21 protein-coding genes are annotated in these 25,598 nt (G+C 43.2%); 11 read left to right on the top strand and 10 right to left on the bottom strand.

Features of this window, described 5'->3' with window-relative positions; translation table 11 throughout:
- The first annotated feature begins 9 nt into the window (after positions 1–9).
- Genes BLP85_RS13955 through secB form a run of 3 tightly spaced genes read left to right on the top strand, consistent with a single transcriptional unit; the run spans position 10 to position 1,184 of the window.
- Positions 10–417, top strand: coding sequence for a rhodanese-like domain-containing protein (locus BLP85_RS13955; RefSeq protein WP_092820866.1), 408 nt, complete (start codon positions 10–12; stop codon positions 415–417).
- Positions 418–435: 18 nt separating this feature from the next.
- A complete protein-coding gene (gene grxC, locus BLP85_RS13950; RefSeq protein WP_086197473.1) occupies positions 436–690 on the top strand; it encodes a glutaredoxin 3 in 255 nt (84 codons plus the stop codon).
- A gap of 38 nt (positions 691–728) precedes the next feature.
- Positions 729–1,184, top strand: a complete 456-nt coding sequence (gene secB, locus BLP85_RS13945) for a protein-export chaperone SecB (protein WP_092820864.1) — start codon at positions 729–731, stop codon at positions 1,182–1,184.
- A gap of 157 nt (positions 1,185–1,341) precedes the next feature.
- Here the strand turns inward: secB and BLP85_RS13940 are convergent, their stop codons facing one another.
- From BLP85_RS13940 to BLP85_RS13905, 8 genes are all read right to left on the bottom strand, one after another.
- Positions 1,342–2,148 (bottom strand): enoyl-ACP reductase FabI, encoded by an 807-nt coding sequence (locus BLP85_RS13940; RefSeq protein WP_092820862.1) that lies wholly within the window; start codon positions 2,146–2,148, stop codon positions 1,342–1,344.
- 163 nt (positions 2,149–2,311) lie between these two features.
- Complete coding sequence (locus BLP85_RS13935; protein WP_092820860.1) at positions 2,312–3,046, bottom strand: Bax inhibitor-1/YccA family protein; 735 nt, start codon at positions 3,044–3,046, stop codon at positions 2,312–2,314.
- A 173-nt stretch (positions 3,047–3,219) separates the two neighbouring features.
- Positions 3,220–4,041: a TatD family hydrolase gene (locus BLP85_RS13930; RefSeq protein WP_092820858.1), complete on the bottom strand. Its 822-nt coding sequence runs from the start codon at positions 4,039–4,041 to the stop codon at positions 3,220–3,222.
- Positions 4,041–5,036 (bottom strand): RsiV family protein, encoded by a 996-nt coding sequence (locus tag BLP85_RS13925; RefSeq protein ID WP_092820856.1) that lies wholly within the window; start codon positions 5,034–5,036, stop codon positions 4,041–4,043. Before BLP85_RS13925 ends, BLP85_RS13930 begins: the two co-directional genes overlap by 1 nt.
- A 67-nt stretch (positions 5,037–5,103) precedes the next feature.
- Entirely contained in the window at positions 5,104–5,928 is an 825-nt protein-coding gene (locus tag BLP85_RS13920) for a hypothetical protein (protein WP_092820854.1), read from the bottom strand.
- A gap of 157 nt (positions 5,929–6,085) precedes the next feature.
- Positions 6,086–7,678 (bottom strand): peptide chain release factor 3, encoded by a 1,593-nt coding sequence (locus BLP85_RS13915; RefSeq protein ID WP_092820852.1) that lies wholly within the window; start codon positions 7,676–7,678, stop codon positions 6,086–6,088.
- Positions 7,679–7,802: 124 nt separating this feature from the next.
- The gene (locus BLP85_RS13910; protein ID WP_092820850.1) at positions 7,803–9,872 is read right to left on the bottom strand and encodes a putative bifunctional diguanylate cyclase/phosphodiesterase; all 2,070 of its coding nucleotides are present in this window, start codon (positions 9,870–9,872) and stop codon (positions 7,803–7,805) included.
- A 356-nt stretch (positions 9,873–10,228) separates the two neighbouring features.
- Positions 10,229–12,430 (bottom strand): carboxy terminal-processing peptidase, encoded by a 2,202-nt coding sequence (locus BLP85_RS13905; RefSeq protein ID WP_092820848.1) that lies wholly within the window; start codon positions 12,428–12,430, stop codon positions 10,229–10,231.
- A gap of 198 nt (positions 12,431–12,628) precedes the next feature.
- Between BLP85_RS13905 and nagZ the strand changes: the two genes are divergently transcribed.
- A complete protein-coding gene (gene nagZ / locus BLP85_RS13900) occupies positions 12,629–13,651 on the top strand; it encodes a beta-N-acetylhexosaminidase (RefSeq protein WP_092820846.1) in 1,023 nt (340 codons plus the stop codon).
- A gap of 135 nt (positions 13,652–13,786) precedes the next feature.
- The gene (locus BLP85_RS13895) at positions 13,787–14,647 is read left to right on the top strand and encodes a class I SAM-dependent methyltransferase (RefSeq protein ID WP_092820844.1); all 861 of its coding nucleotides are present in this window, start codon (positions 13,787–13,789) and stop codon (positions 14,645–14,647) included.
- 28 nt (positions 14,648–14,675) lie between these two features.
- Here the strand turns inward: BLP85_RS13895 and BLP85_RS13890 are convergent, their stop codons facing one another.
- Positions 14,676–16,007, bottom strand: coding sequence for an alpha/beta fold hydrolase (locus tag BLP85_RS13890; RefSeq protein WP_092820842.1), 1,332 nt, complete (start codon positions 16,005–16,007; stop codon positions 14,676–14,678).
- A 303-nt stretch (positions 16,008–16,310) separates the two neighbouring features.
- Between BLP85_RS13890 and BLP85_RS13885 the strand changes: the two genes are divergently transcribed.
- The 5 genes from BLP85_RS13885 to BLP85_RS13865 all read left to right on the top strand — a co-directional run bounded on the left by BLP85_RS13885 (position 16,311) and on the right by BLP85_RS13865 (position 22,458).
- Positions 16,311–17,576 (top strand): glutamate-5-semialdehyde dehydrogenase, encoded by a 1,266-nt coding sequence (locus BLP85_RS13885; protein ID WP_092820840.1) that lies wholly within the window; start codon positions 16,311–16,313, stop codon positions 17,574–17,576.
- 126 nt (positions 17,577–17,702) lie between these two features.
- Positions 17,703–18,104, top strand: a complete 402-nt coding sequence (locus tag BLP85_RS13880; RefSeq protein WP_092820838.1) for a hypothetical protein — start codon at positions 17,703–17,705, stop codon at positions 18,102–18,104.
- Positions 18,105–18,417: 313 nt separating this feature from the next.
- Entirely contained in the window at positions 18,418–19,638 is a 1,221-nt protein-coding gene (locus tag BLP85_RS13875) for an acetate/propionate family kinase (protein ID WP_092820836.1), read from the top strand.
- 55 nt (positions 19,639–19,693) lie between these two features.
- Entirely contained in the window at positions 19,694–21,835 is a 2,142-nt protein-coding gene (pta, locus tag BLP85_RS13870; protein WP_092820914.1) for a phosphate acetyltransferase, read from the top strand.
- 125 nt (positions 21,836–21,960) lie between these two features.
- On the top strand, positions 21,961–22,458 hold the full coding sequence (locus tag BLP85_RS13865) for a hypothetical protein (RefSeq protein ID WP_092820834.1): 498 nt from the start codon (positions 21,961–21,963) through the stop codon (positions 22,456–22,458).
- A 172-nt stretch (positions 22,459–22,630) separates the two neighbouring features.
- Here the strand turns inward: BLP85_RS13865 and BLP85_RS13860 are convergent, their stop codons facing one another.
- The gene (locus tag BLP85_RS13860) at positions 22,631–23,242 is read right to left on the bottom strand and encodes a class I SAM-dependent methyltransferase (protein WP_092820832.1); all 612 of its coding nucleotides are present in this window, start codon (positions 23,240–23,242) and stop codon (positions 22,631–22,633) included.
- A gap of 635 nt (positions 23,243–23,877) precedes the next feature.
- Between BLP85_RS13860 and BLP85_RS13855 the strand changes: the two genes are divergently transcribed.
- Positions 23,878–25,404: a fumarate hydratase gene (locus tag BLP85_RS13855; protein WP_092820830.1), complete on the top strand. Its 1,527-nt coding sequence runs from the start codon at positions 23,878–23,880 to the stop codon at positions 25,402–25,404.
- The last annotated feature ends 194 nt before the right edge of the window (positions 25,405–25,598 follow it).

Below are 25,598 nucleotides of genomic sequence, written 5' to 3'. Positions count from 1 at the left end.
AGGTGACTTGTGGAACGTTGGTTCGAATTTATGGGGAATCACCCCTTCTTGTTTGGAACGCTCGGGGTATTGGTTGTTTTGTTCTTTATTTTAGAAGGGCAACGCAATGGCCGTAAAATTTCACCACAATCTTTAGGTATTTTAGTCAAAGCTAAAAATGCCATGCTGATTGATTTACGTGATGCCAAAGATTTCCGTGAAGGTCATATCAGCGGTAGCCGTAATATTCCCTATAGCCAGATTAGCAGTCATATTGAAGAGTTAAAATCTGCAGACCGTCCACTTGTGTTTATTTGCAATTTGGGTCAAATCGCAGGTTCAGCATTACAACAAGTGGGACATGCCGACAGTTACCGTCTAGACGGTGGAATCAACAACTGGAAAGTGCAAGGCTTACCCCTGATTAAAAGCAAATAATACGCTTGGAGATTTTGAATGGCTGAAGTAATTATTTATTCCACCACCGTATGCCCATATTGCATTCGCGCAAAGCAACTTCTTGAGCGTAAAGGCGTGGCTTATAAAGAAATTAACTTATCTAACGAAGCGCCTGAAGTACGTGTCGAATTGATGCAACGCACCAATCACCGTACTGTTCCACAAATTTTTATTAACGACCAGTTTATTGGTGGTTTTGATCAACTTTATGCTTTAGAGCGTGAAGGAAAACTAAACGAACTATTGGCTTAACATTTTATTAAGTCAGCTCTTCAATTAAGGATTAAAGAATGAGTGAACAACAAGCTCAACCACAATTAGCACTAGAACGTATTTATACTAAAGATATTTCTTTTGAAGTACCTGGGGCACAAGTATTTACTAAAGAATGGCAGCCTGAACTTAATATCAACCTGTCTTCTTCTGCAGAAAAAATTGATGCAACGCATTACGAAGTGGGATTACAGGTCGTGGTTCAGGCCAATAATGCGGGTGATACAGCATTTATCGTGGATGTGACTCAAGCCGGTATTTTCCTGATTGACGGTGTTGAAGAAGAACGCCTTCCATATATTCTGGGTGCTTATTGTCCAAATATCCTGTTCCCGTTCCTACGTGAAGCAGTCAATGACATGGTCACCAAAGGAAGCTTCCCGCAATTGCTGCTTACGCCAATTAACTTCGATGCTGAATTTGAAGCAAATATGCAACGTGCTCAAGCTGCCGCTGCTGAAGGCCAAGCTTAAGCGCTTAAGCCTGAATATAAAAAAGACCGCAAATGCGGTCTTTTTTATTGGCTTTTAAGCCCCTCTTTAATAAAGAGGGGTTTGGGGAGATTTAAGTATGGATAACTTTCCGAAATATAATCCTCCCCAACCCTCCTTTAAAAAAGGAGGGAGTTTTTTATTCATCATCCATCATCAAATCGGCGCTCATACCTACAGTATTAAAGCCGGCATCAACATACATAATTTCGCCAGTAATACCATTGGCCCAAGGTGAGCACAGGAACAATGCCGCATTACCGACATCTTCAATGGTCACATTACGTTTCAGTGGCGCAACTTTTTCATTCAGGTCGAGCATTTTACGGAAAGACTTGATGCCTGAAGCAGCAAGGGTACGGATTGGACCTGCAGAAATGGCATTCACGCGAATACCTTCAGCACCCAAACTAGAGGCTAAATAACGTACACCCGCTTCTAACGATGCTTTCGCCATACCCATCACGTTGTAATTCGGCATTACACGTTCAGAACCCTGATAAGTCAGAGTCAGCAGGCAGCCTTGGCGAGCCAGTAATAATGGTTTTGCAGCACGTGCCATGGCAATAAAGCTGTATGCACTGATGTCGTGGGCAATGTTAAAACCTTCACGGTCGGTAACATCGGTAAAGTCACCATCTAAAGTATGCGCTGGTGCAAAACCGATTGAATGAACCACGCCATCCAGGCCATCCCAATGTTTTGCCAATTCTGCAAAAGCCTGGTCAATTTCAGCATCTACAGCCACGTCACAAGGGAAAACCAGTGTTGAACCGAATTGTGCAGCAAACTCATCAACACGTTTTTTTAATTTTTCATTCGGATAGGTAAATGCCAGTTCAGCACCTTCGCGATGCAAGGCTTGAGCAATACCAAATGCAATGGATAATTTACTTGCAATACCCGCGATGAGAAAACGCTTACCCGCCAATAGTCCTTGTGCCATGTGAATCTCACTCAAAATAATTTACCAGCATAATGCCAAGTCTGAAGCATTTGCGAAATTGCATAATGCGCCTTTTTTTAACATGTTGTGTAAAAACCATAAAAAATGCTCCACCATCGGGGAGCATTTCTGGATTGATCCTGGGCTGTCATGCTGAAAAGGATTAATCATCCCCTTGCAACAATCCCAGCAAGCGTAGGAACGAGTAATACATCCAGACCAAGGTTGCCAATAAGGCAATACCACACAACCATTCCATCGCTTTCGGTGCATACTGTGCAGCAGATGATTCGATCAGGTCAAAATCAAGTATCAGGTTTAAAGAAGCAATGACTGCGACAAATGCAGCAAAGCCAATCCCCAGCCAGTTGCTTTCAAAGATATAAGGGATACTTGAGCCAAAAACCAACCCCATGACCATTTGCACCACAAATACAATGGCAATGGCAATCGAAGCAGACATCACCACAGCTTTAAATTTTTCTGTGGCACGAATAATCTGAAAGCGGTATAACCCAAACATGACCAGTGTGGTAACAAAAGTTGCCAGCAAGGCCTGCAAAGGTACACCTGGAAATTTCAGCTGAAATATGACCGAAATGCCCCCCAAAAATGCCCCTTCAAACAGCGCATAAGGAATGGCCAAGGTGGGTGCTGTGTTGGGCTTGAATGTGGCGATAAGTGCCAGGATAAATCCGCCAATCGCCCCCACCATGGCAGCGGCATAGGCAATGGATATATTCAGCGTCATAAAGCTATATAAAAAAAGCGATACACCGACTACAGCGGCAATCACGGTTAATAACACTGACTTCTGGATGGCGCCTTGCACCGTCATGGCCTGGTTAAAATCACTCCGGGTTTCGACCCGGGTTAAAATAGGATTATTACTTTGCATAATTTCCTCATTATTGTCGTTTAATTTTTAAAGGAGTATAGATAGCATTTAAGAACAGAAAATGAATCTTTGCAACTTTGCATAAAATATCGCTCAGACAGGCAAGCCAATTCATGGCAAAACATAGCTTAAGAACCCACATTGATGGATCAAATCTGGTTTTACAATGTTTTTTAAGATGTCAGCCTTAGGGCATCCAGGGAATTTTGCCAGAGTTGTGCGGCAAGAAAAGCCTGGTCCAGATTCAGCGATTGTGCCAATCCATCCAGCACATAGGGTAAATTGACTGGCGTATTGCGGCTTCGCTGTTCAGTGGAGCTTTGACAGCATAAGGGGGTCATATCCGGACAGTCGGTTTCCAGAACCAGATGTTCAGCACCTATAGCCTGCACCACCCGATGCAGTTTTTTGGCATTGGGATTGGTAATTTGCCCGGTGACACCAATTTTAAAACCCAGTTTAACAAAGGCCTTGGCTTCTTCTATTCCGCCACTAAACGCATGGGCAATTCCACCCAAGCTAAATTGTTGCTGTTTTAATAGGGCCAGTGTTTCCGCATGCGATTTGCGGATATGCAATAACACCGGCTTATCAAACTGTTGCGCCAATTCGAGTTGTGCAGCAAAAAAATCTCGTTGTTTCTGAAATATGTCTGGCTGCTTGTGCTGTGCCAAAAAGGTATCCAGGCCAATTTCACCCACCGCAACACAATCTTCTGTTTTTAAAAGCTGTTCCAGATCGGCCAGATGCGAAGTTTGATGCTGCTCAATATAAAAAGGATGCAATCCCGGTGCTAAATAGCTTTGAGGAGCCCCCTTTAACTGATTGAGAAAATGCTGCGTGTAGAGCAGATCCTGGAAACGGGACTGGACAAAACCAATCAGAATCAAACGTTCTACCCCCACCGCTTTGGCTGCATGCGCCAGTTGTTCCCGATCTGCATCGAAATCGGGAACATCAAAATGGGTGTGGGTATCAAACAGTGAATAAGACATTAAGATCGGGCTTTATTTGCGACAGCTGCACTTGCCGATGCAGCATCATTTTTGACTTCCACTGGAGGCAAGTACTCTTTCTTCAGCACGCTTTGCAATTGTTCATACGGAATGGTCAAACGTGGCAATCCAACGACATAAGGCCCGATTTCATATTCGCCATATTGCAAAATCAGGCCTTGAGTAGACAGGTAGAAATTGTCCGATAAGGTAAATTTCCACGCCTGTTCATATTCTTCAACGCTATTTGCCAACTTGGAATCAATAACCCAACGTTTAAACTCTTCATGGGCTTTCTTTTCCAGTACCGCTTTCTGCTTGGGCAGCAAAATATCATCCAGTGCGACCAATTTTTTCTTTTTCAGGTCAAAATTATAATAATACTGTGAGGATGAACCATGTGCACCGCCCAGATAACTGCTGGAATTTAACACCACAGTTGCCAAAGGTTGGGCTGCATTGAGAATCTTCGGCTTGATCATCAGGCTAATCTGATGACTGGCACTTAACGCTTTCAGTTCTCTATCCAGCGCTAAAAAGGTCTGCAGATAAGGAGCTACCTGCTTTTCCAGTTTCTGTTTCGGTGTTTCAATAGTTTCCGATGCAGCAGCTTCCGATGCCTGGGCTGAATTTGAATCTTTCGAATTTCCGCTCGCTGCAGTCTCCTGCTGCCCTGCCTTTAAGGATTTCGGCGAAATATCTACACTTTGCTCCAGCTGCTTTAAAATTTGCTGATCGATAAATTCATCAATAAAAGCCTGGTTACTGGAAAGACGCTCAATGCTGATTTCAGGACAGCTATTCCCATCACATTCAGGCAAATTTAAAGTCAGCTTTTCCGTGTCTCCTGCCAATGTTAAAGCTTCGGCTTGAGCAGCTTGCGACTGGGTCACCTTGTCCTCTTTTTTAGGCTCAGGCTGTTTAGGTTGGCATGCACTCAAGGCCATTGCTGCCGCAACGGCACTGAGGGTAAAGATCGTTTTATTTTTTAGCATCATCTGACCTATAAACTTAAATCGGGTAAATGGACGTTCACTTGATGTCTGGATTTATTCAGGATGACTAAAACATATGCTGATAAGCGTCAGCTTTCAATATCTGCTTGGTTTGTTCTTTGGTTAAATAAATATCCAGCTGGGCACCATCCTCCACAATTTCATGGGTGCGATAATGCAAACCGATGCCTTCCTGATCAAAGAACCAGTCCGCCTGCCCCCAATACAGTTTTTTTGGCGCTTTCTGTCTGGCTTCAGCCTTTTGTTGCTTTAACCATTTTTGATAAGCCTGCTGCACAATGCCATTCATGGCGGTTTGCTGCTGAGGTTCCAGAATATCCAGCAAAGTCACCGCCTTCTGTTTTTTACGGTCAGCCACAAAGAAGTAATATCGCTCTTTTACTTTTACTTCTTCTTGCGTCGTATCGACTCCTAACTGCATGAGCACATATTGATTCCGCTGATAGGCAATTCGGGTATACATTGACAGTTCATAGGGCTTATTTTTGGCAAATTCAGCCTGCCAGGCATCCGACTTTTTCACATAGGCATTCACGGCCTGCTGCAGGCTCATGTCCTGTTTTAAACCAATTTGATCTTGAATGACCTTGGACTGGCTCTTGGCAATCCAGTCATTTAACCAAGCATCTTCGGTATGTACCGTTTGAATACTCAGGTCTATACAGTTCTTGGTTTCGCAAAAAGGCAAGGCAATTTTTGCCTGCTGCTCCTGAATATTTAAATAGGGCAAGACATCCGCCTGATCGGTTTTAAATACCGAAGTTGGCGCTTGCTGCTGATCTGGTTGTTTGGATTCTTGTTTTGAAGCATCACAGGCACTGAGCATCAGACCAATGACGATTATCGATGCAGCCCCGAGTTTCCCGTTCATGCTGACCACTCTTTTTCTCAAGTAATTCATCTATCTTTATGATTCTAATAGGGCAGCTGACACTTCGTCTATGTTTGCGACAATACATATTGATGAAATGCCATCCACTCCCTAAAAAAACAGCTTCATAAAGAAGCTGTTTTTATTTTCGGTGATTTTAGTGTTCGCGAGTGGCGCGGAACTGGATATCCGGATAACGTTCCTGCATCAACTGCAAATTCACCCGGCTTGGTGCCAGATAAGTCAAATGACCACCCCCATCTACTGACAGCTGGTCATGGGCTTTTTTCTTGAATTCGTTGAATTTCTTCTCATCCTCACAAGATACCCAACGTACCGTATTGATGCTGACCGGTTCATAGATGCAGTCCACTTTATACTCTTCTTTCAGACGGTATGCCACCACTTCGAACTGAAGTACACCCACCGCACCAACGATTAAATCATTGCTGTTTTGTGGCATGAAGACCTGGGTTGCACCTTCCTCAGACAGCTCTTTCAGGCCTTTTTGCAGCTGTTTCGACTTCAATGGATCTTTCAGGCGAACACGGCGGAACATTTCCGGAGCAAAGTGTGGAATACCGGTAAACTGCAGTTTTTCACCTGAAGTAAAGGTATCTCCAATCTGGATGGTGCCGTGGTTATGCAGACCGATAATATCGCCTGGCCATGCTTCTTCCAGGTGCTGACGGTCACCGGCCAGGAAGGTCAAGGCATCACTGATGCGCACGTCTTTATCAATACGTACGTGCTTCATTTTCATGCCTTTTTCGTACTTGCCTGAACAGATGCGCATGAAGGCAATACGGTCACGGTGTTTCGGGTCCATATTGGCCTGAATCTTGAAGACAAAACCGGTAAAACCTTCTTCAGTGGCATCCACTTTACGATCTTGGGTCGGATGTGCTTTAGGTTCAGGTGCATAGTTGCTGAAAGCATCCAGTACATGGTCTACACCAAAGTTCCCCAGCGCCGTACCGAACAAGACCGGAGTTTGACGGCCTGCCAGGAATGCTGCATGGTCCAGTGGCTCATTGGCCATTTGGACCAGTTCCAGCGATTCTTCAAATGCCGCCCAAGCCAGTTCACCAACTTTTTCACGCAGGTCGGCATGCTCATAGCCATCACGCACTTCAATATCGGTAATCACTGAACCAAAACCGGCTTTATAAACGTAGAATTTTTCTTCCAGAAGATTATAAACACCGGCAAAATCGCGACCGGTACCCAGTGGCCAGGTTAATGGGACACATTTAATTTTCAGGACGTTTTCAATCTCATCCAGCAGCTCCAAAGGCTCACGGATTTCACGGTCCATTTTGTTGACGAAAGAAATGATGGGGGTGTCACGCATACGACACACGTCCATCAATTTAATGGTCCGTTCCTCGACACCTTTCGCACCGTCAATCACCATCAGTGCTGAGTCCACCGCGGTCAGGGTACGGTAGGTATCTTCCGAGAAGTCCTCATGCCCCGGGGTGTCCAGCAGGTTGATCATCTTGTCTTTGAAGGGGAACTGCATCACCGAGGTGGTGATCGAAATCCCACGCTCTTTTTCCATTTCCATCCAGTCAGAAGTGGCTGCACGGTCCGATTTACGGCTTTTCACCATACCTGCAACCTGAATCGCCTGCCCCCATAACAGCAGTTTTTCTGTCATGGTGGTTTTACCGGCATCGGGGTGGGAAATAATGGCGAATGTACGTCGCTGAGCGACCTGCGCCGCTAACTCATCTTTAAAACTCATGGAAAATACCTACTGCAGAACCGCAGTGCTCAAGATCAAATACGATCAATATGAAAAATTGGCCATATTGTAGCAGATCATAAAACTTTTGAAATGAACTAAACCTGTTCAACCCGCATCAAGCTTAAGTAAATAATGCCCTGTCCATGGTTTCCAGACGGTTCACATCCATCGGTATTCCTAACAAAAAGCCCTGCAATTGCTGACAGCCCAAACGGGTCAGAATGTCTGCCTGCAAAGGTGTTTCGACCCCTTCTGCCGTGACCACCAGACCCAGTTTTATGGCCAGCTGGATAATACTGGCCAGAATGATCTCATCTTTTGAACCAACGGCCAGATCCCGGATAAATTCCCGGTCTATTTTCAACTCATCCACCGGCAGGTTCTTCAAATATAAAAAGCTGGAATGCCCGGTTCCAAAATCATCAATGGCCAGTTTAATTCCCATCTGACGTAACCGCTCAAAACTCCGAATGGTAGAGTCAACATGATGCATGGCTGTCGATTCCGTAATTTCGATGGCTAAATGATTGGGATTAATCTGATATTGAGCAAATAATTTTTCCAGCGTTGAAAACAGGTGCTTATGTTCAAATTGCACAGCGGATAAATTCACCGCGACAGGGAAATAATTAGCACCTTTTTGCTCCCAGATTTGAATCTGTTTACAGGCCTGTTCAAGCGCCCAATAGCCCATCTGGATAATCAGCCCGGTTTTTTCAGCGCCCCCGATAAACATGTTTGGCGTCAACATTCCCAGACTTGGATGATTCCAGCGGATCAGGGCTTCTACACCGCAAATAGCATAATCCCGGGTGGTAAATTTAGGCTGATAAAACAGAACAAATTGTTGTTCTTCCACCGCTTTATATAAATCATTAATCAGCTTGGTCTGACTTTTGGTTTCCTGCTGGTCCACGCTGTAACTAAATACGGAATAGGTGTTTCTGCCTTGATACTTCGACATCAGCATGGCTGCATCGGCATTAATCAGCAGATCCTGCAAATTATTGCCATGATCGGGGTACAGGGCGATGCCAATGCTGCTGGAAATATTAATTTCTTTACCGGCAATCAAAAAACTGTCCTGGATTTGCTCCAATAACTGCTCGGCCTTTTCAACTGCATGTTCAAGGGTGGCCTGTTCCAGCACCATCAAAAACTCGTCTCCGCCTAGACGGAGCAGTTTTTCATTTGGTTTCAGCTTGTGCTGAATGCGGCTGGCCAGTTGCACCAGCAACTGATCCCCCACATGATGTCCAAAGACATCATTCACCGCTTTAAAGCGGTCTAAATCAATATAAATAAAAGCAATTTTATCATCGCTATAACGATGGTCCGTAAACAAAAAGTGTGAGTATTCAGCCAGGAATAAACGGTTGGGTAATTTGGTTAAATTGTCCTGCACGGCCTGATTGGCCAATTCACGATTGGCTTTAGAAAGCTGTATATTGCGAACTTCGAGTTTTTGTTCCAGTATGGCAACACAAAATGCTGCAAGAAAAATTAAACCAGTGACTAAAATCACACTCAATAAAATTAATCCTTGCTCGGTTTGATAATGTGTAACCATCTGATCTGCAACAATGGCATGAAAAAAAATTGCCCCCATACCCATATAGTGCATTGCAACTATGGTCAGCGCCATCATGCATACCAGGGAAATCTTGATCAGCAGTTTTTGCTGTACTGCATTTTTATATTTAAAGATGAGCCAAAATGTTAAACCTGAACCTGCTATTGCCATTAAAACGGAAAAAATCGTCAGCAAAGGATCATAATAAATTTGGTGCTGATCGAAAACCAGTGCCATCAGGCCGGTATAGTGCATCCCGGCAATACCCATTCCCATCAGTACCGCACCTAACACAAGCCGGCCAAAGGGTAAGGTTTCCCGCGTGGTCAACCAAATGGCAAAGGTCGATGCGATAAATACAATAAGATAGGAAACAAAAGTAAGGCCATAATCAAAAGAGTAATCTGCCGGGAAATGACAAGCGAGCATGCCGGCAAAGTGCATACCCCAAATTGCAGCCCCGAGCGTGAGACCACTAATAATGAGAAGCATTTTTTCATATTTCTGACTCAAGCCACGGAATAATAATTGTTCGAGTGAGACTGTAAAATAGCAGGCTAAAATAGCAATAATTATTGAAACAATTACCAGGCTAAAATCATAATGTATATGAACCATATTCAGTTCCGTAAAGGTTATCTTTCTTGTTTTAATCCACGTGATTCATACTCTTTATACAATCAAAAAAATTTCTATCTTTAAAGAGTAATTATAAAAACAATCAATTAAAACAAGAATCTAATACTATTCTATTTTGGTCAAGTGATAATTACTCTATTCTTTTTTATTTCTAATTTATTCATTTTACAAAAGAAACATAGTTCAACTTTTTTACCGTTATCCGTACACCGTTCATATTTTTAGAGCAGTTTAAAAATCATTTCGCTATTTGCTCACATCCCCATAAAAAAACCAGTCAGATCAACTAACTGGCTTTTTTGAATATTTAAATGAAAAATACCGAATTATATATCCTACTGACGAGCAGCAGCCTGAGTGGATTGTAATTTTGCATAATCCAATAAAATATTGGCAGATTCTTTAACAAAGGTTTCTTCTTCAGGCAAGGCAGGTCGTTGCGTAGCTTTCATTTTCGCACGCGACTCGATTAAAGCATCCATTGAGGCTTGATAACTTTCCCAATTGGCATAAGGCTTTTGCCCCGTCAAGCTACGGCGCTGATTTTCCGCCTCTAAAGTTTTCTGCTCAAGTGCATTCAACTCGGCTTTGCGCAGGTCAATATCCAGCACTACACGCTTTTGCTCATCGGTTTTTTTCGCAATCGCTTTACGTTGCTCCAGATATTTAAATTGTGGATCAACACTGACACGCTGTTGGGACATTTGCGCCAAAGTTTGCACATAAGGCTGGACCGAACCTTCACGCTTAAATGGGGCGGTTGGAATAGTATCCCATTTCAAGGCATTCTTCGCCTTACGCTCACCAAATTCTTCATTGTAGATATCGACCAGCTTGATGTCAGGAACCACCCCTTTATTTTGGGTACTTCCCCCGGTCACCCGGTAGAACTTACGCTGGGTCAAGGTTGCCTGACCATAGGCCAAGGTATCCAGTTGAACCTGAGCCGTGCCTTTACCTGTGGTGGTACTGCCAATTACGATACCGCGCTCATAGTCCTGAATAGCGGCAGAATAAATCTCACTGGCCGAGGCGGAGGCCAGATTGATCATGACTGCCAGTGGACCGGCATAGGTTTGTGCACCACCATCGTTGTCTTCAAACACGCTGACATTGCCATTACCGTCGCGAATTTGCACCACTGGACCTGACTTGATGACTTGCCCCAGCATACGTGCAACCTCTTCAAGCGAGCCGCCCGGGTTATTACGCAAATCGATAATAATCCCTTCTACATTCTTGGCTGCTAGGCTCTTTAAAGCATTGTTGGTATCTTCAGAAACAGAACGATACTCAGTACCTGCACGACGCGCTCGATAATTCAAATAAAACGACGGAATTTCAATCACACCAAAGGTATGATTTTTACCATCACGTTTGATCTCTACCGTACGTGAACGGACCCCTGCATCTTCTTCCTGAATCACATCACGCACCAGGCTGACTGTACGTGCCTGCCCCATGGATGCACCCGCACCCAATAAACGCAGGCTGACCTTGGTTCCGCGCTTGCCACGAATCAGGCCGACCACTTCATTACTGGCCCAACCGATCACATCCACCATTTTATCGCCGTCTTGCGCCACCCCAATAATGCGGTCTCCCGGTTTAATCTGGCCTGATTTGCTGGCCGGTCCACCTTCAACAATGCTTTCAATCTTGGTGTAATCTTCATTGCCGCGTTCAGGACGAATCGAAACCCCAATCCCTTCTAGCTGCAAGGTCGTCTGACGGTTCAATTCCATCGCATCTACTGGCGGGAAATAGTTACTATGCGGATCATAGGTCAGCATCATCGCATTCAAAGTCTTGTCGAGGACATCATCACTTTTTACACGGCTGGCACGTTCAAGCTGGCGAGTATAACGCTTGGTCAGGGTTTGAACCGGCGTTAGGTCCTCAGGGCTTGCCAGATCCTGACCATTGGCCAGCGTCGGATCTTCTTTCAAGGCTTTTTGCTTCGCAGCCTCTTCTTCCTTGCTGATGGTCAGGTTAATCAGCTGCGACACCAGCATTTTTTTCCAGTGTTGCTGCTGCTCTGCGGCAGTCTTGAAATAAGGTGCTTTTTCACGGTCAGTTTCAATATAGACATTACCTTGTTTCAGATTTTGCGGCTTTTTCAACTCTGCCAACATAAACTCATAAAACTGTTTTAAACGGTCACGATATTGGGCATGAATTAAATAAGGTCCAGATAAATCCCCTGCTTTTAATGCAGCACCAAAATTTGCACCATAATTTTTCTTATATTGTTCAACTTCAGGGGCTAAAAACAATGAATGGTCTGCATCCAGACTATCTAGATAAAAATCAAGAATACGATTGGAGGTTGCCGCATCTAAACGCTGATTTAAATAATGTTGACGGTCAACCAAAGTCGCCAATTGACGAGAAACCAACGCCTGTTCCTGCGTGGGTTGAATGGTTTGAGAAACTGCCTCTGTATTATTAGCTGCAATTGCCTCGTTCATTACATGAGAAAAGAAAAATCCTCCAGTCGCAATTGCAACTGCACAAGCTAATGTCTGAAGTTTCATAAATAATTCGTACTTCCTTGGTCTTAGACCAATATTGCAACGTCGTTTTTCAACATGAATCGAGTATATTCAAAATCTTAAACAACTTAATATGTATGTCGTGTAGTTTTATCATATTCTGTACTGTCAAAATGTAGCAAATCATTGCAGAATTCGGGTATTGTTTTTTCTTTATAAAATTCCAACACGGACACCGATATGATTGGCGCATTGATGCTAGACATCGCTGGCACAGAACTTACTCAAGAAGATATTGAACTATTACATGCACCGCAAGTAGGCGGCATGATTTTATTTTCACGAAATATAGAATCACCACAACAAGTTCGCGCCTTAACCGATCATATGCGTCGCATCAGACCCGACATTTTAATTGCCGTTGATCAGGAAGGTGGCCGGGTACAGCGCTTGAAACAGGGCTTTAGCCTGCTTCCAGCGATGGGCCGGTTGGGTGAACTTTATCTCACGGAACCTGAAAAAGCTGTTGATTTAGCCGAACAGTGCGGCTGGCTGATGGCCACCGAAGTGCTTGCCGTAGGGATTGATTTCAGTTTTGCACCGGTACTGGACTTGAATGATGTCAGTGATGTGATTGGCGATCGTGGATTTGCCAAAAATATTGATGATATTGTCCCGCTTGCCAGTGCGTTCATCAAGGGAATGAAACGTGCAGGCATGGCCAATACCGGTAAACATTTTCCAGGTCATGGTTCAGTGAAAGCCGATTCTCATATCGCCGCACCGGTAGATTCACGTTCTTATGAGGAAATCTATCACAAGGACATGCAAACCTTTATCCAGCTCATGCCGCAACTAGATGCCTTAATGCCTGCGCATGTGATTTATGACCAGATCGATCCGAATCCTGCCGGTTTCTCGCCCTACTGGATTCAAAATATTTTGCGTCAGCAACTCAACTTTGATGGCGTGCTGTTCTCCGACGATTTAACCATGCAGGCAGCATGTGTTGCCGGAGGTGCCGATGCCCGTATACAGGCCGCCCTCAAGGCTGGATGTGATATGGGTCTGGTCTGTAATGACCGCTTAGCAGCATGTACAGCACTAGAAGGAATTCGTGATTTACCTTTACCGGACCAAGCACGTCTGGAGCGTATGCGAGGAAAAATCCCAGAGATCAGGGTTGGGCAAACTCTGGACTTGGGGGCAGAATGGCAAAAAGTTCGTGACACCATCGAAAACTTTAAAAAATCATTGAATTAATACGACAAAAGGAACACGACAAGGTGTTCCTTTTTCATTATGATAAACAAAAACAAGCCAGGTATGTCCTGTAACAAACTCAACAGAACACAGTAATACATTAAAAACTAAAAAAACAGATAAGGTCAGGATGACATGACACAACAACTTTCAGAACATCGACATATTTCATTTACTGCCCATTACACCGGTTACATCTGGTATACCATGGGCATTTCTCATCCGGTTTTTGCAACCTCTAAAGGGAAAATGCTCGCCAAGCTGGTACATCCTTTAGAAAGCTGGGCTGAAAAATTTGTGGGTGGTAGTATGCGTACCACCTTGAAACAACGTCACCGCATGATTGATCAGCATCTGACCCAACTGATTGAACAGCACCCAGATATACAGGTGCTTGAAATTGCCAGCGGGCTTTCTCCGCGTGGCTGGAATTTCCGAAAGAAGTTTCCGGATATTGATTATCGTGAACTGGATTTACCCGATATGGCAAAAGTCAAAACCCAAGCTTTAAAACAGATTGATGCCAATAGTCCGGAAGTTTTATCCGTGGATTTATTCACGGCTGATTTTGAACAGGCTTTTCACGTATTCGATCCGAATCGCCCCTTGGTGGTGATTAGTGAAGGCCTGATCAACTACTTTAATAAAGACATGTTGTTACAACTGCTTCAAGCCATTTACCGTTACGGTCAAAATTTCAAGGAACTACATTACCTCACCGATATTTATCCAGAACCGGTCAAAAACAAATTGGCCAATTTTATTTGGGCCAGCAGTAAATTACTGAAATGGATGTCCAAGAGTGCTTTTAGTTTCCATTTTATTGATCCACAACAGGCACAGGATTTTTTCCAGCAAGCCGGTTTTGAACAGGTCAGTATTGTGCAACCACAACAGTATTTTCAAAATCCAGCAGTACCCTTCACATCTAATGAAGAACACCTGGGTGATCTGGTCTGGATGATTCATGCCAGCAAAAAAAACAGCGTTATATAACGCTGTTTTTATTTGAGCTTAGCTCAAATTAACTGACCGATTCCAAAACCGTCATCACTGCTTTTTGTCGTTGTACATAACGCAATAAACGTTCTGCCACATCAAAACTGCCATGCTTGAACAACGCCCGAACTCGTGTTGAATGAACCTCAAAAATTAAGCATTCAATTTTAAACTGACCTTCTTCATCTTCCAGATGCAAGGCCAAATCACGCGGGTATTGTTCAGCTTTTTCTGCCAATCCTGGCGTAAACTCAAGTAAAACACCAAAAAAGTTTAAATCCACAATACGGGTAGGCAACTGCACATCTGAATGACGATGCGTTAATACGGTCATCGGCTTCTGTACAGCAATACGTTCTTCACCACGGCGCTCCAGGGTCAGCAACTGGGCACGTGTCATCGGGATGACCCCTTCTACATCTTGAATAGATTGTCCCTGCAGGAATGTTGCAAACAGCCCCATGGTTTCTTTACGGCGCTGTAATTGTGGCACATGGTCAGCATTTGCAATCATTGCAAATTCCATATCTGGACATTGCAAAGCAAAATTGGCATTTTCATGCGGCAAGGTAAAACTGTCGTATTGCCCACATGCCACCAGTACTTTACATTGCGGAATAGGAACATCGGTTAAACGTAACAAGCGGCTACAGTTGATTTCATAGCGGTCTTGCTCGGTTGCGGTAAATTCAGCCATCTGTTTAAAGAACAAACGCTTTGCTGTCGGTGACATGCGGGTTTGATCGATTTTGGCATGATTCACCAGATACAGAATCACTGCCTGGCCAAACTCGTCCATGCGCTGTTCATTCATTAAATGCAAAGATTCTTCCAGCAGCATACGCCAGCTTTTACGCGTTTTTTGCATCACGCCCATCAGAATCATGCGATCGACCAGTTCCGGACGTTGCACGGCAAAACTTGAAGCCACAACCGAACCCAGTGACATGCCCATCACTGAAACTTTGGATAAATTTTCAATATCGACCCACTCCCCCAACATTCGCGCCAAGTCAGGCAATTCCAGTGTTCCTGCAGAAATGCCGGTATCGCGATTGGTAATTTGCTGATTGGCGCCCATGGAAGGCAGGTCAATTAAAATGATCGGGCCAGCACTAAGTAATTGCTCCACACAATATTTATAGGAATTAAAATTTTGGAAAGCCCCTCCAATAATAACAATTGGAGTGTTGTGGATGGTTTCTGGTTGAGCAATGGCCATGTATTCAATTTTCCAGCCATCAATCCAGGTGGTACGTGCGGGTTCTTTAAAACTGTTCCTATGGTAAAGATCAAAAAAACCAAAACTTGCGTTTGATTCTTCTACATCCGAGTCCATTTGGATCATGGAATTCATATCCCTTCCTCCATTCTTGCCTTATTGTTATTTTGCAAGAAAATAAATATAGAATTTCTGCGTCATGCTGCGTCCATTCTTCGCTGTAATTATCAGACTTCACTGTCTTTATCTTTTCATAATATACAGAGGATGCTTGCCCAAGCAACTGATTCCATGACCACTTATCTAAATTTACCTAGAAAAGGATTTCAAAATATTAACAGCCTGAAAGTTTCAGGGACTTTTTTCCAAGCAGATGCTTCATTGTCGGGTTCCAGACTGTTACTATCAAAGATGTAATTTCTAAGTGATCAAACCGCTATGCAAGATTCGATTGAACAATATATGCAAACGGTAGGACAACAGGCACGCCAAGCTTCTCGCGTGTTAGCAAGCGCTTCTACCCAAACCAAAAACAATGCCTTATCTGCAATTTACACTGCATTACAAGACAGTGAAGCTGCAATTCTGGCTGCCAACCAAATTGATATGACCAATGGTCGTAACAATCATTTGGACAGTGCATTACTTGATCGCTTAGAACTTACCCCCAGCCGCTTTAAAGGCATGCTGCATGGCTTGAAAGATGTCATGAGTCTGGTTGACCCGATTGGGGAAATCACTGACCTGGCTTACCGTCCTTCAGGCATCCAGCTTGGGAAAATGCGGGTGCCTTTGGGCGTCGTCGGCATGATTTACGAATCACGTCCAAACGTGACGCTGGAAGCCGCCTCACTGGCCTTGAAATCAGGCAATGCCATTATTTTGCGTGGCGGTTCGGAAGCCCTGCAATCCAACAAGGCAATTGCTGAAGCGATTCAGCATGGTCTAAAGGCTTCGGGTTTGCCTGAAACTTCGGTACAGGTGATCAATACGGCTGATCGTGCCGCAGTCGGACACCTGATTACCATGTCTGAATATGTGGATGTGATTGTTCCACGTGGAGGCAAAGGCCTGATTGAACGGATCAGCAATGAAGCACGTATTCCGGTGATTAAGCATCTGGACGGCAACTGCCATGTCTTTGTTGAAGCACAGGCCGATTTGCAAAAAGCCCTGCCGATTGCATTAAATGCCAAGACCCATCGTTACGGCGTATGTAATGCCATGGAAACCTTGCTGGTGGATGAGAAAATTGCCGAAGATTTCTTGCCAAGCATTGCTGAACTGTATGCAGAAAAACAGGTGGAACTGCGTGGCTGTCGTGAAACCCAGCGCATTCTCGGTTCAAACGTCAAACCGGCCAGCGAAGAAGATTGGTACACTGAATATTTAGGCCCGATTTTAGCGGTTAAAGTGGTTAGCGGAATCGATGAAGCCATTGATCATATTAACAAATATGGTTCACACCATACCGATGCCATCATTACCGAAAACTTCAGCCTGGCGCGTCAGTTCCTGGCCCGTGTCGATTCAAGCTCAGTGATGATCAATGCCTCTACCCGTTTTGCCGACGGTTTTGAATATGGTCTGGGTGCTGAAATCGGCATTTCGACCGACAAGATTCATGCGCGTGGCCCAGTCGGTCTGGAAGGCCTGACTTCGCAAAAATGGGTGGTATTTGGGGACGGTCAAATTCGCCAATAAGCCCTCTATTTAAAGAATCTTTTGGTGTTCAGTTTCAGGCATGAGGCTGAACACAGCGACTACACTATCCCCATCTTAAATTTTGTAACATGATAAAAATAATGAGAAAGATATAAGGAAAATCGCATGTTTTATTATTTAATCATTTGTACCTTTTTACTGGCATTACTGGTTTCTTTTGCAGTAATGAAAATTTTTTCCAATTCTATTAATGCCATTTTGGCACGTATCATTCACGACCCGATTCATGAAGCCTGGGCAAAATACACCAAATTTGCCGGCATGGTGGTCGGCACATCTTCCGGCATTCGTATTTACGATATGGAAAAATACATCACGCCCCTGACCTATACAGAGAATGACAAGAAAATTGTGATTGAACTGACCCAAGAGCGCTGGGTACTGGAAATTTACCGGACCATTATTGAAACCTTACAAGGTCTGGCCTGGATGATGCTGGTCTTTTTTATGGTGGCATTGATTGCCTATGTCATTGTACGCTGGTCAGAAATAAAGTATCAAAAGTAAGCAATAATACAACAGGAATGCCCTGCTCAAAATACATCATGCATGCCATTCTAGCTTTGAAAATGGGCTTCTAGTAAACATTTTATGATCGGGTACTATTTTATTAATAAATGAAATCTATTAACTGATAAATTTTAATTATTATTAGTTATTGGGTCGATAGTGCTTAAGTCTAATCTCCTAAAGTCTATCTAGGACAAAAAAAAATCGCATGTTAAAACATTATCACTGATCTAAATTGCATCAATAAACAAAACTGCGTTCAGATCAACGTTATGGATGAATATTTCAATTAAAATTTGGGTAAGAAAACGTGTCTACATCAGTATTAGTAATTAACTGCGGATCTTCTTCAATCAAATATGCGTTGGTTTCTGAGCGCCGTGAAGACCGTATCTTTGGTCTCGCAGAAAACCTGGGGGCTGCTGACGCCCGTATTAAAGGGATCACTGCGGGCGGTGAACCCCTTGAACTATCCATTCCACATGCTGATCATGAAAAGGCACTGGAAACCATCTTAGAACGCTTATCTCATTATAATCCACAAGCGATTGGTCACCGTGTGGTACACGGCGGTACATTGACCAAAGCAGAATTATTAAATGAAGAAATTGTAGAACGTATTCGTGCAGCAACACCACTTGCGCCTTTACACAACCCTGCGCATTTGGTCGGTATTGATGCCACTATGCGTTTGTTCCCGGAACTTCCACAAGTGGCAGTTTTTGATACCGCATTCCACCAGACTATGCCAGCGCATGCTTACCGTTATGCATTGCCAAAATTCCTATATACAGAACACAATGTGCGCCGTTACGGTTTCCACGGTACCAGTCACGCTTATGTTTCTGAACGTGGTTCTGAATTGGCTGGCAGCTTGAAACAAGGTGGCTGGTTAACAGCTCATTTAGGCAATGGCAGCTCGACTTGTGCCATCTGGAATGGACAAAGTGTAGACACTTCAATGGGCTTAACCCCGCTTGAAGGCATTGTGATGGGCACCCGTAGCGGCGATGTCGATCCAAGTTTGCATAGCTTCCTGGCTGCAAACCTGGGCTGGGATGTCTATAAAATTGACAAGATGCTGAACAAGGAAAGTGGCTTGCTCGGTTTATCAGACAACCTTTCAAATGACATGCGTACCCTGATTGAAGCATCAGAACAAGGCAATGAAGATGCAACGCTGGCCATTGAAGTATTCTGCTACCGTCTGGCTAAATCTCTGGCTGCTTTAAGCTGTGGCTTGCCGCGCCTTGATGGCCTGTTCTTTACCGGCGGCATTGGCGAAAACTCGGCTTATATCCGTGAAAAGACCATGGCTTACTTACCTCATTTCGGTTTCAACTTAAGCAAAGAACAAAACGATAATTTGAAACGCGGTACAGAAGGTCGTATTGATGCTGGCACAGGCCCTCAAATCTGGGTCATTCCAACTGATGAAGAAGGCCGTATTGCTAAAGAAACTGCACACGTTGTAGAAGAGGTGAATCAGTCAGCTGCAAAAAAGCCTGAATGTGAGGCTACGATTGCTTAAGCAATTGTAGTCTACGTATGCTTTCAATAAATCCCTTTATGATTTAAAAAAAATGATGAAAACAATACTTTTGGTTCCTACAGAAATTGGTGTTGGCTTAACGTCTGCATGTCTTGGTTTAATTTATGCACTGGAATGCCAAGGCATAAAAGCAGGTTTTCTAAAGCCTTTCTCTCAAGAATTACAGCCTGAAGCAGACCGCACCACTGCACTGTATCGTCACCTGTTCAAGCATGAAACCGTTGAACCGATTTCCTATGCGGCCCTGACTGAACGTTTAAAAAATGATGAAAATGACGAGCTGCTTGAAGATGCAGTACGTTTACACCGTGAAATTTCCAAACATCACGATGTCATTATTGTAGAAGGCGTGCTACCAAACGGACGCGATCCTTATGCAACAGAACTCAATGCCACTCTGGCAAAAGCGCTTGATGCCAAAGTGATTATTGTCAGCAATGCCGACATTAACAACGCAGCAAAAACTGCGGCAAAAGTTGATAACCAGTTACGTTTCTTTGGTGGTGCGACTTGCGAGCGTACTGCAGGCGTATTGTTCATGCGTACCAAAGGCTTGCCGGAAGATTCTGCACAAATTCCTGTTACGCTTGATCCAAACCTGCGTTTAATTAGCGATACCAACCGATTTGTGAGTGCGATTCAGACCACGCACCCAATGATTGGTAAAGACTGTATGCCAGTGATTGGCTTAGTTCCATTCAGCAACACTTTAAGTGTGCCACGCATGTCTGACTTGGCTGCACATATTTCAGCTGAATGGATTAACCAGGGCGAGGCAAAACAGCGCCGTGTATTACACAGCAGCTTAATTGCGTCCAATATTGAACACGAAATGCATAAATTCGTGGCAGGTGAACTCATCATCAGCGGTTCTGATCGTGTTGATGTCTTGCTTGCAAGTAGCTTGGCAAGCAGTAATGGCATTCCACTTGCAGGTTTGGTTTTAACTGAACATCAGGCACCAAGCACTCAAGCTTTAGAATTCTGTCAAACAGCAATCAAAAATGGCTTGCCAATTTTACACACCAAATTGAGTACTTTTGACACAGCACAACAATTGCTGAACTTAAGCAATGAAATTCCGGTAGATGATACCGAACGTGCTGAGCAGGTGACCCGTTTCGTGGCCAGCCACATCAATGCAGACTGGTTGACGCAGTTAATCAGCGATGCCCATAAACCACGTTTATCCCCTTCTGCATTCCGTCATGAACTGGTACAAAAATCAATTGCAGCGAAAAAGCGCATTGTTCTTCCTGAAGGAGATGAACCACGTACCATTCAGGCCGCAGCAATCTGTCAGTCTCGTGGAATTGCCCACTGTATTCTGCTGGCAAAACCTGAAGCTGTGGTTGAAGTAGCAAAAGCACGTGGAATTGAATTACCGCATGATCTGGAAATTCTTGACCCAGACCTGATTCGCGAGAATTATGTCGAAAAAATGGTTGATCTACGTAAAGGCAAACTCAACGAGTTACAGGCGCGTGATCAGCTACAAGATACGGTAGTTTTAGGTACCATGATGCTGGCTCTTGATCAGGTGGATGGCCTGGTGTCAGGTGCAGTTCACACGACAGCCAATACGGTTCGTCCTGCATTCCAGTTAATTAAGACTGCACCGGATTATTCACTGGTATCTTCTGTGTTCTTTATGCTGCTGCCAGATGAAGTCTATGTCTATGGTGACTGTGCGATTAATCCTGATCCAGATGCAGAACAACTGGCTGAAATTGCCATTCAATCTGCAGACTCGGCTAAAGCGTTTGGTATTGACCCGCGCATCGCGATGATTTCTTATTCAACCGGTACTTCGGGTGCAGGTGCGGATGTAGAAAAAGTGGCGAAAGCGACTGAAATTGCCAAGCAACGCCGTCCAGATTTACTGATTGATGGTCCATTGCAATACGATGCAGCATCGGTTGAAAGTGTTGGACAGTCAAAAGCGCCAGGCTCACCTGTTGCAGGTCGTGCCAATGTCTTTATTTTCCCGGACCTCAACACAGGGAACACCACCTATAAAGCAGTACAACGTTCAGCAAATGTAGTGAGCGTGGGACCAATGCTGCAAGGTTTAAATAAGCCGGTGAATGACTTGTCACGTGGTGCATTGGTGGATGACATCGTGTTTACCATTGCATTGACTGCGATTCAGGCAGAGCAACAAGCTGCTCAATAATTCGTAAATCTAAGTTTTCCAAACCATCTGATTGAAAAATCGGGTGGTTTTTTTATGTGTAGATTTAGTATAACAGCCATTATGTTAAACTATTCCAAACTCTTTAATTCAATAGAACTCTTAGAATGTTGAAAATTGATGTTCAAAACAAATCCAAAACTGATCATAAATTATTTATTTTAAATACTTATTTAGACTGCATGGCTACTTTAAACAGTCGTACTGTAGCATATGATTTTTATATAGAGCCTATATATAGAAAAGGTTCACTTCAAAGTAGTCTCACAGAATTTTTTACCAGGGAATCAATAAGATATTCTGAATTAAATCACTTTCCATTTTCTAAACTAGATTTTACATATGAACCAATATTAGATTGGAAAACGGAGCTTAATAAATCCTTAAATGAATGGCTCTTTGGTTATGATTTCCCAATTTCAAATTATTATGAGACTGTTAAAAAAAATATAATTTCAAAAATTATAGAGCTCCTAGAAAGCATTTCAGAATATGAGTTAAAGCTATATTCGTTAGATAACAGCTCATTTGATGTTTGTTATCTTGATTATGTAGTTACATATCAAGATGACTATTATTATTTACACTTTTCTTGGAATGATTAGAAAACCTAAAATTAACATAAGACAGCTTATACGCAATCCTTTTGAAATTGTTTTATAATTCAATATGTTGATTCTAGTTTTATAGCCCACTCACCCTCGAATGGGCTTTTTTTATGGTTTTTCACGCTCAATTCTCAATCATTGTTCCACATTATTATTTAGCATGACTAAATCACAACTTCTGTGCCAACCACACCGTATGCCCAGCACAGTCGGGATCTTCCGCGAGCATTTTCACAACCTCATAGCCATGATCTTTTAACAATTGTCGATATTCCTGCTGTGACAAACTGGCATGATACAGTACATCACCAAACATATCCCCTATCGCCTCACCTGCAGCAGGCCCACTGGTAAACATTAAAACCGTGCCCTGCTCAGCAAACCTAGAAAACTGAGCAAACATCTTGCGCTGATCATCTTGGGTCAAATGAAAAAAACTGTCCCACGCTAAAATCCCCTGAAACTTTTGCCCTAAATCCAGCTGACGCATATCTGTCTGAATCCAGTGCTGTTCAGGAAAGTTGTGCTTAGCCATTTCAATCATGACATCAGAACTATCTACCCCGACTACGGAATGCCCTTGTTCAATTAAATAGGCAGCAATCGGTTTGCCTGAACCACAACCTAAATCCAGTATTTGAGCATGTTCAGGAATCAGCGAAAGAAAATAATTGAGCCATGCTTTTTCATACAGCAACTGGCCGCGTAATTCCGTCCACGCACGTGCATGTTTCTTATAAATTTTAATGATATTTTTCGCAAACTCAGATTGATCTTTCATGAGTGGTTTTTCTAAATGTGCCTTTCAATAGTATAGGCAGATTGAGATCAGGATTTGAAGATTTGAAGATTTGAAGATTTGAAGATTTGAAGATTTGAAGATTTGAAGATTTGAAGATTTGAAGATTTGAAGATTTGAAGATTTGAAGATTTAGCATGTTTTTATTTCGAGAAAATTTAAAGCAAAAAAAGAAGATAAAGCCTATACCTCATCTTCTTGCTGACCGAAACCCTATCCCTGCACGACATAAAGAAAAATCAATGACTCGAACAATTGAAAGGAGTCTATATGTATCAGATGAACTTTTATGTGCTTATTACATAAAAGTTTTACGACAAAATTATCTTACCTAACTTCATTTAAAAAAGATCAGACTTAACTTTTATTTTTCAGAAATTTAAAATAACAAACGAATTAAAAACAGTTTAATCAATATTTTAAATATAATATTTACCCGGAAGAATAATTACCTTTTGTCATCTTTATGACAAAAATCACTCAAAAAACAACAGTTCATCTGAGCTGAAATTCACCATTAAACTTTCGGCCAAAAAGCATTCAAAATACCCACAAAACCTGCTTTTTATCTTATAATTTAGCCCGCTAGCTAACAGCCCGCTCAAGAGATATTTGATATGACAACTATTATCAAGCAAGATGACTTGATCACATCGGTAAAAGATGCGCTTCAGTTCATTTCTTACTATCATCCACAAGACTTCATCCAAGCGATGAGCCGTGCCTATGATCGTGAAGAGAACAAAGCCGCAAAAGATGCTATTGCACAAATCTTAATTAACTCTCGTATGTGTGCAGAAGGCCACCGTCCTATCTGCCAAGATACCGGGATTGTGAACGTATTTCTTGAAGTGGGCTTAGACGTTAAATTTGATTTAACCATGAGCCTGGACGATGCAATCAATGAAGGTGTGCGTCAAGGTTACCTGGAAAGCTCTAACGTACTTCGTGCATCAGTTTTAGCTGATCCTGCATTTGGCCGTAAAAATACCAAAGACAACACGCCTGCGGTAATCCACTACAAACTCGTACCGGGCAACAAAGTCGACATTACTGTTGCTGCCAAGGGTGGCGGTTCAGAAAACAAATCTAAACTTGCCATGTTGAACCCATCTGACTCTATCGTGGACTGGGTACTGAAAACTGTTCCAACCATGGGTGCAGGCTGGTGTCCTCCTGGTATGCTCGGTATCGGTATCGGTGGTACTGCTGAAAAAGCCATGATGCTTGCCAAAGAAGCATTGATGGAAGAGATCAACATGGACGAATTGCTTCGCCGTGGTCCACAAAGCAAAATGGAAGAACTCCGTATCGAGATCTTCGAAAAAGTAAATGCATTGGGTATTGGCGCGCAAGGTCTTGGCGGCTTAACCACTGTACTTGATATCAAAATCAAAGATTATCCATGTCATGCTGCAGGCAAACCGGTGGGTATGATTCCAAACTGTGCTGCAACTCGTCACGCACACTTCCAGTTAGATGGTTCAGGTGTTGCACATATTCAAGCACCTAAACTTGAAGACTATCCGGCTGTCACTTGGGATTCTTCATCTTCTAAACGTGTTGACCTGGACAACATCACCCAAGAAGAAATGAATTCCTGGAAACCAGGCGATACCTTATTACTTAACGGTACCATCTATACCGGTCGTGACGCTGCGCACAAACGTATGGTGGATATGCTGAACAACGGTGAAGAACTTCCTGTAGACCTTAAAGGCAAGTTCATTTACTACGTTGGCCCTGTCGATCCTGTAGGCGACGAAGTGGTGGGCCCTGCTGGTCCGACAACTGCAACACGTATGGACAAATTCACTCGCCAAGTGCTTGAAGCGACTGGCTTGTACGGAATGATTGGTAAAGCTGATCGCGGTCCTGCTGCGGTTGAAGCCATCAAAGACAATAAAGCAACTTACCTGATGGCTGTAGGTGGTGCTGCTTACCTGGTATCTAAAGCTGTTCGTGAAGCTGAAGTTGTGGCTTTTGCTGACTTGGGTATGGAAGCTATCTACAAATTCAAAGTTGAAGATATGCCTGTATCTGTAGCGGTTGATGTCAATGGTACTTCTATTCACGCGACTGCGCCAAAAATCTGGCAAGCGAAAATTGGTAAGATTCCAGTGGTTGATGCTGCTGCGAACTAAGATTGCACGCTAAAAAAGCACCCAAATGGGCACTACTGTCCCATAGTTTGCTTTAAATAAAAAAACCTGAGTCTAAATAGTTAAAATATAAGTGCAAACAAACACTTTAACTATAAAGGACTCAGGTTTTGTCACATCAGAATACCGTATTTCATCAATTACTCAAACCCATTTTAAGACAAGATTTTGAACGT

Source organism: Acinetobacter kookii (genome assembly GCF_900096895.1).
Classification (GTDB): domain Bacteria; phylum Pseudomonadota; class Gammaproteobacteria; order Pseudomonadales; family Moraxellaceae; genus Acinetobacter; species Acinetobacter kookii.
The sequence above is the reverse complement of the archived record's forward strand: the minus strand, read 5'-3'. Positions and strand labels throughout refer to the sequence as shown.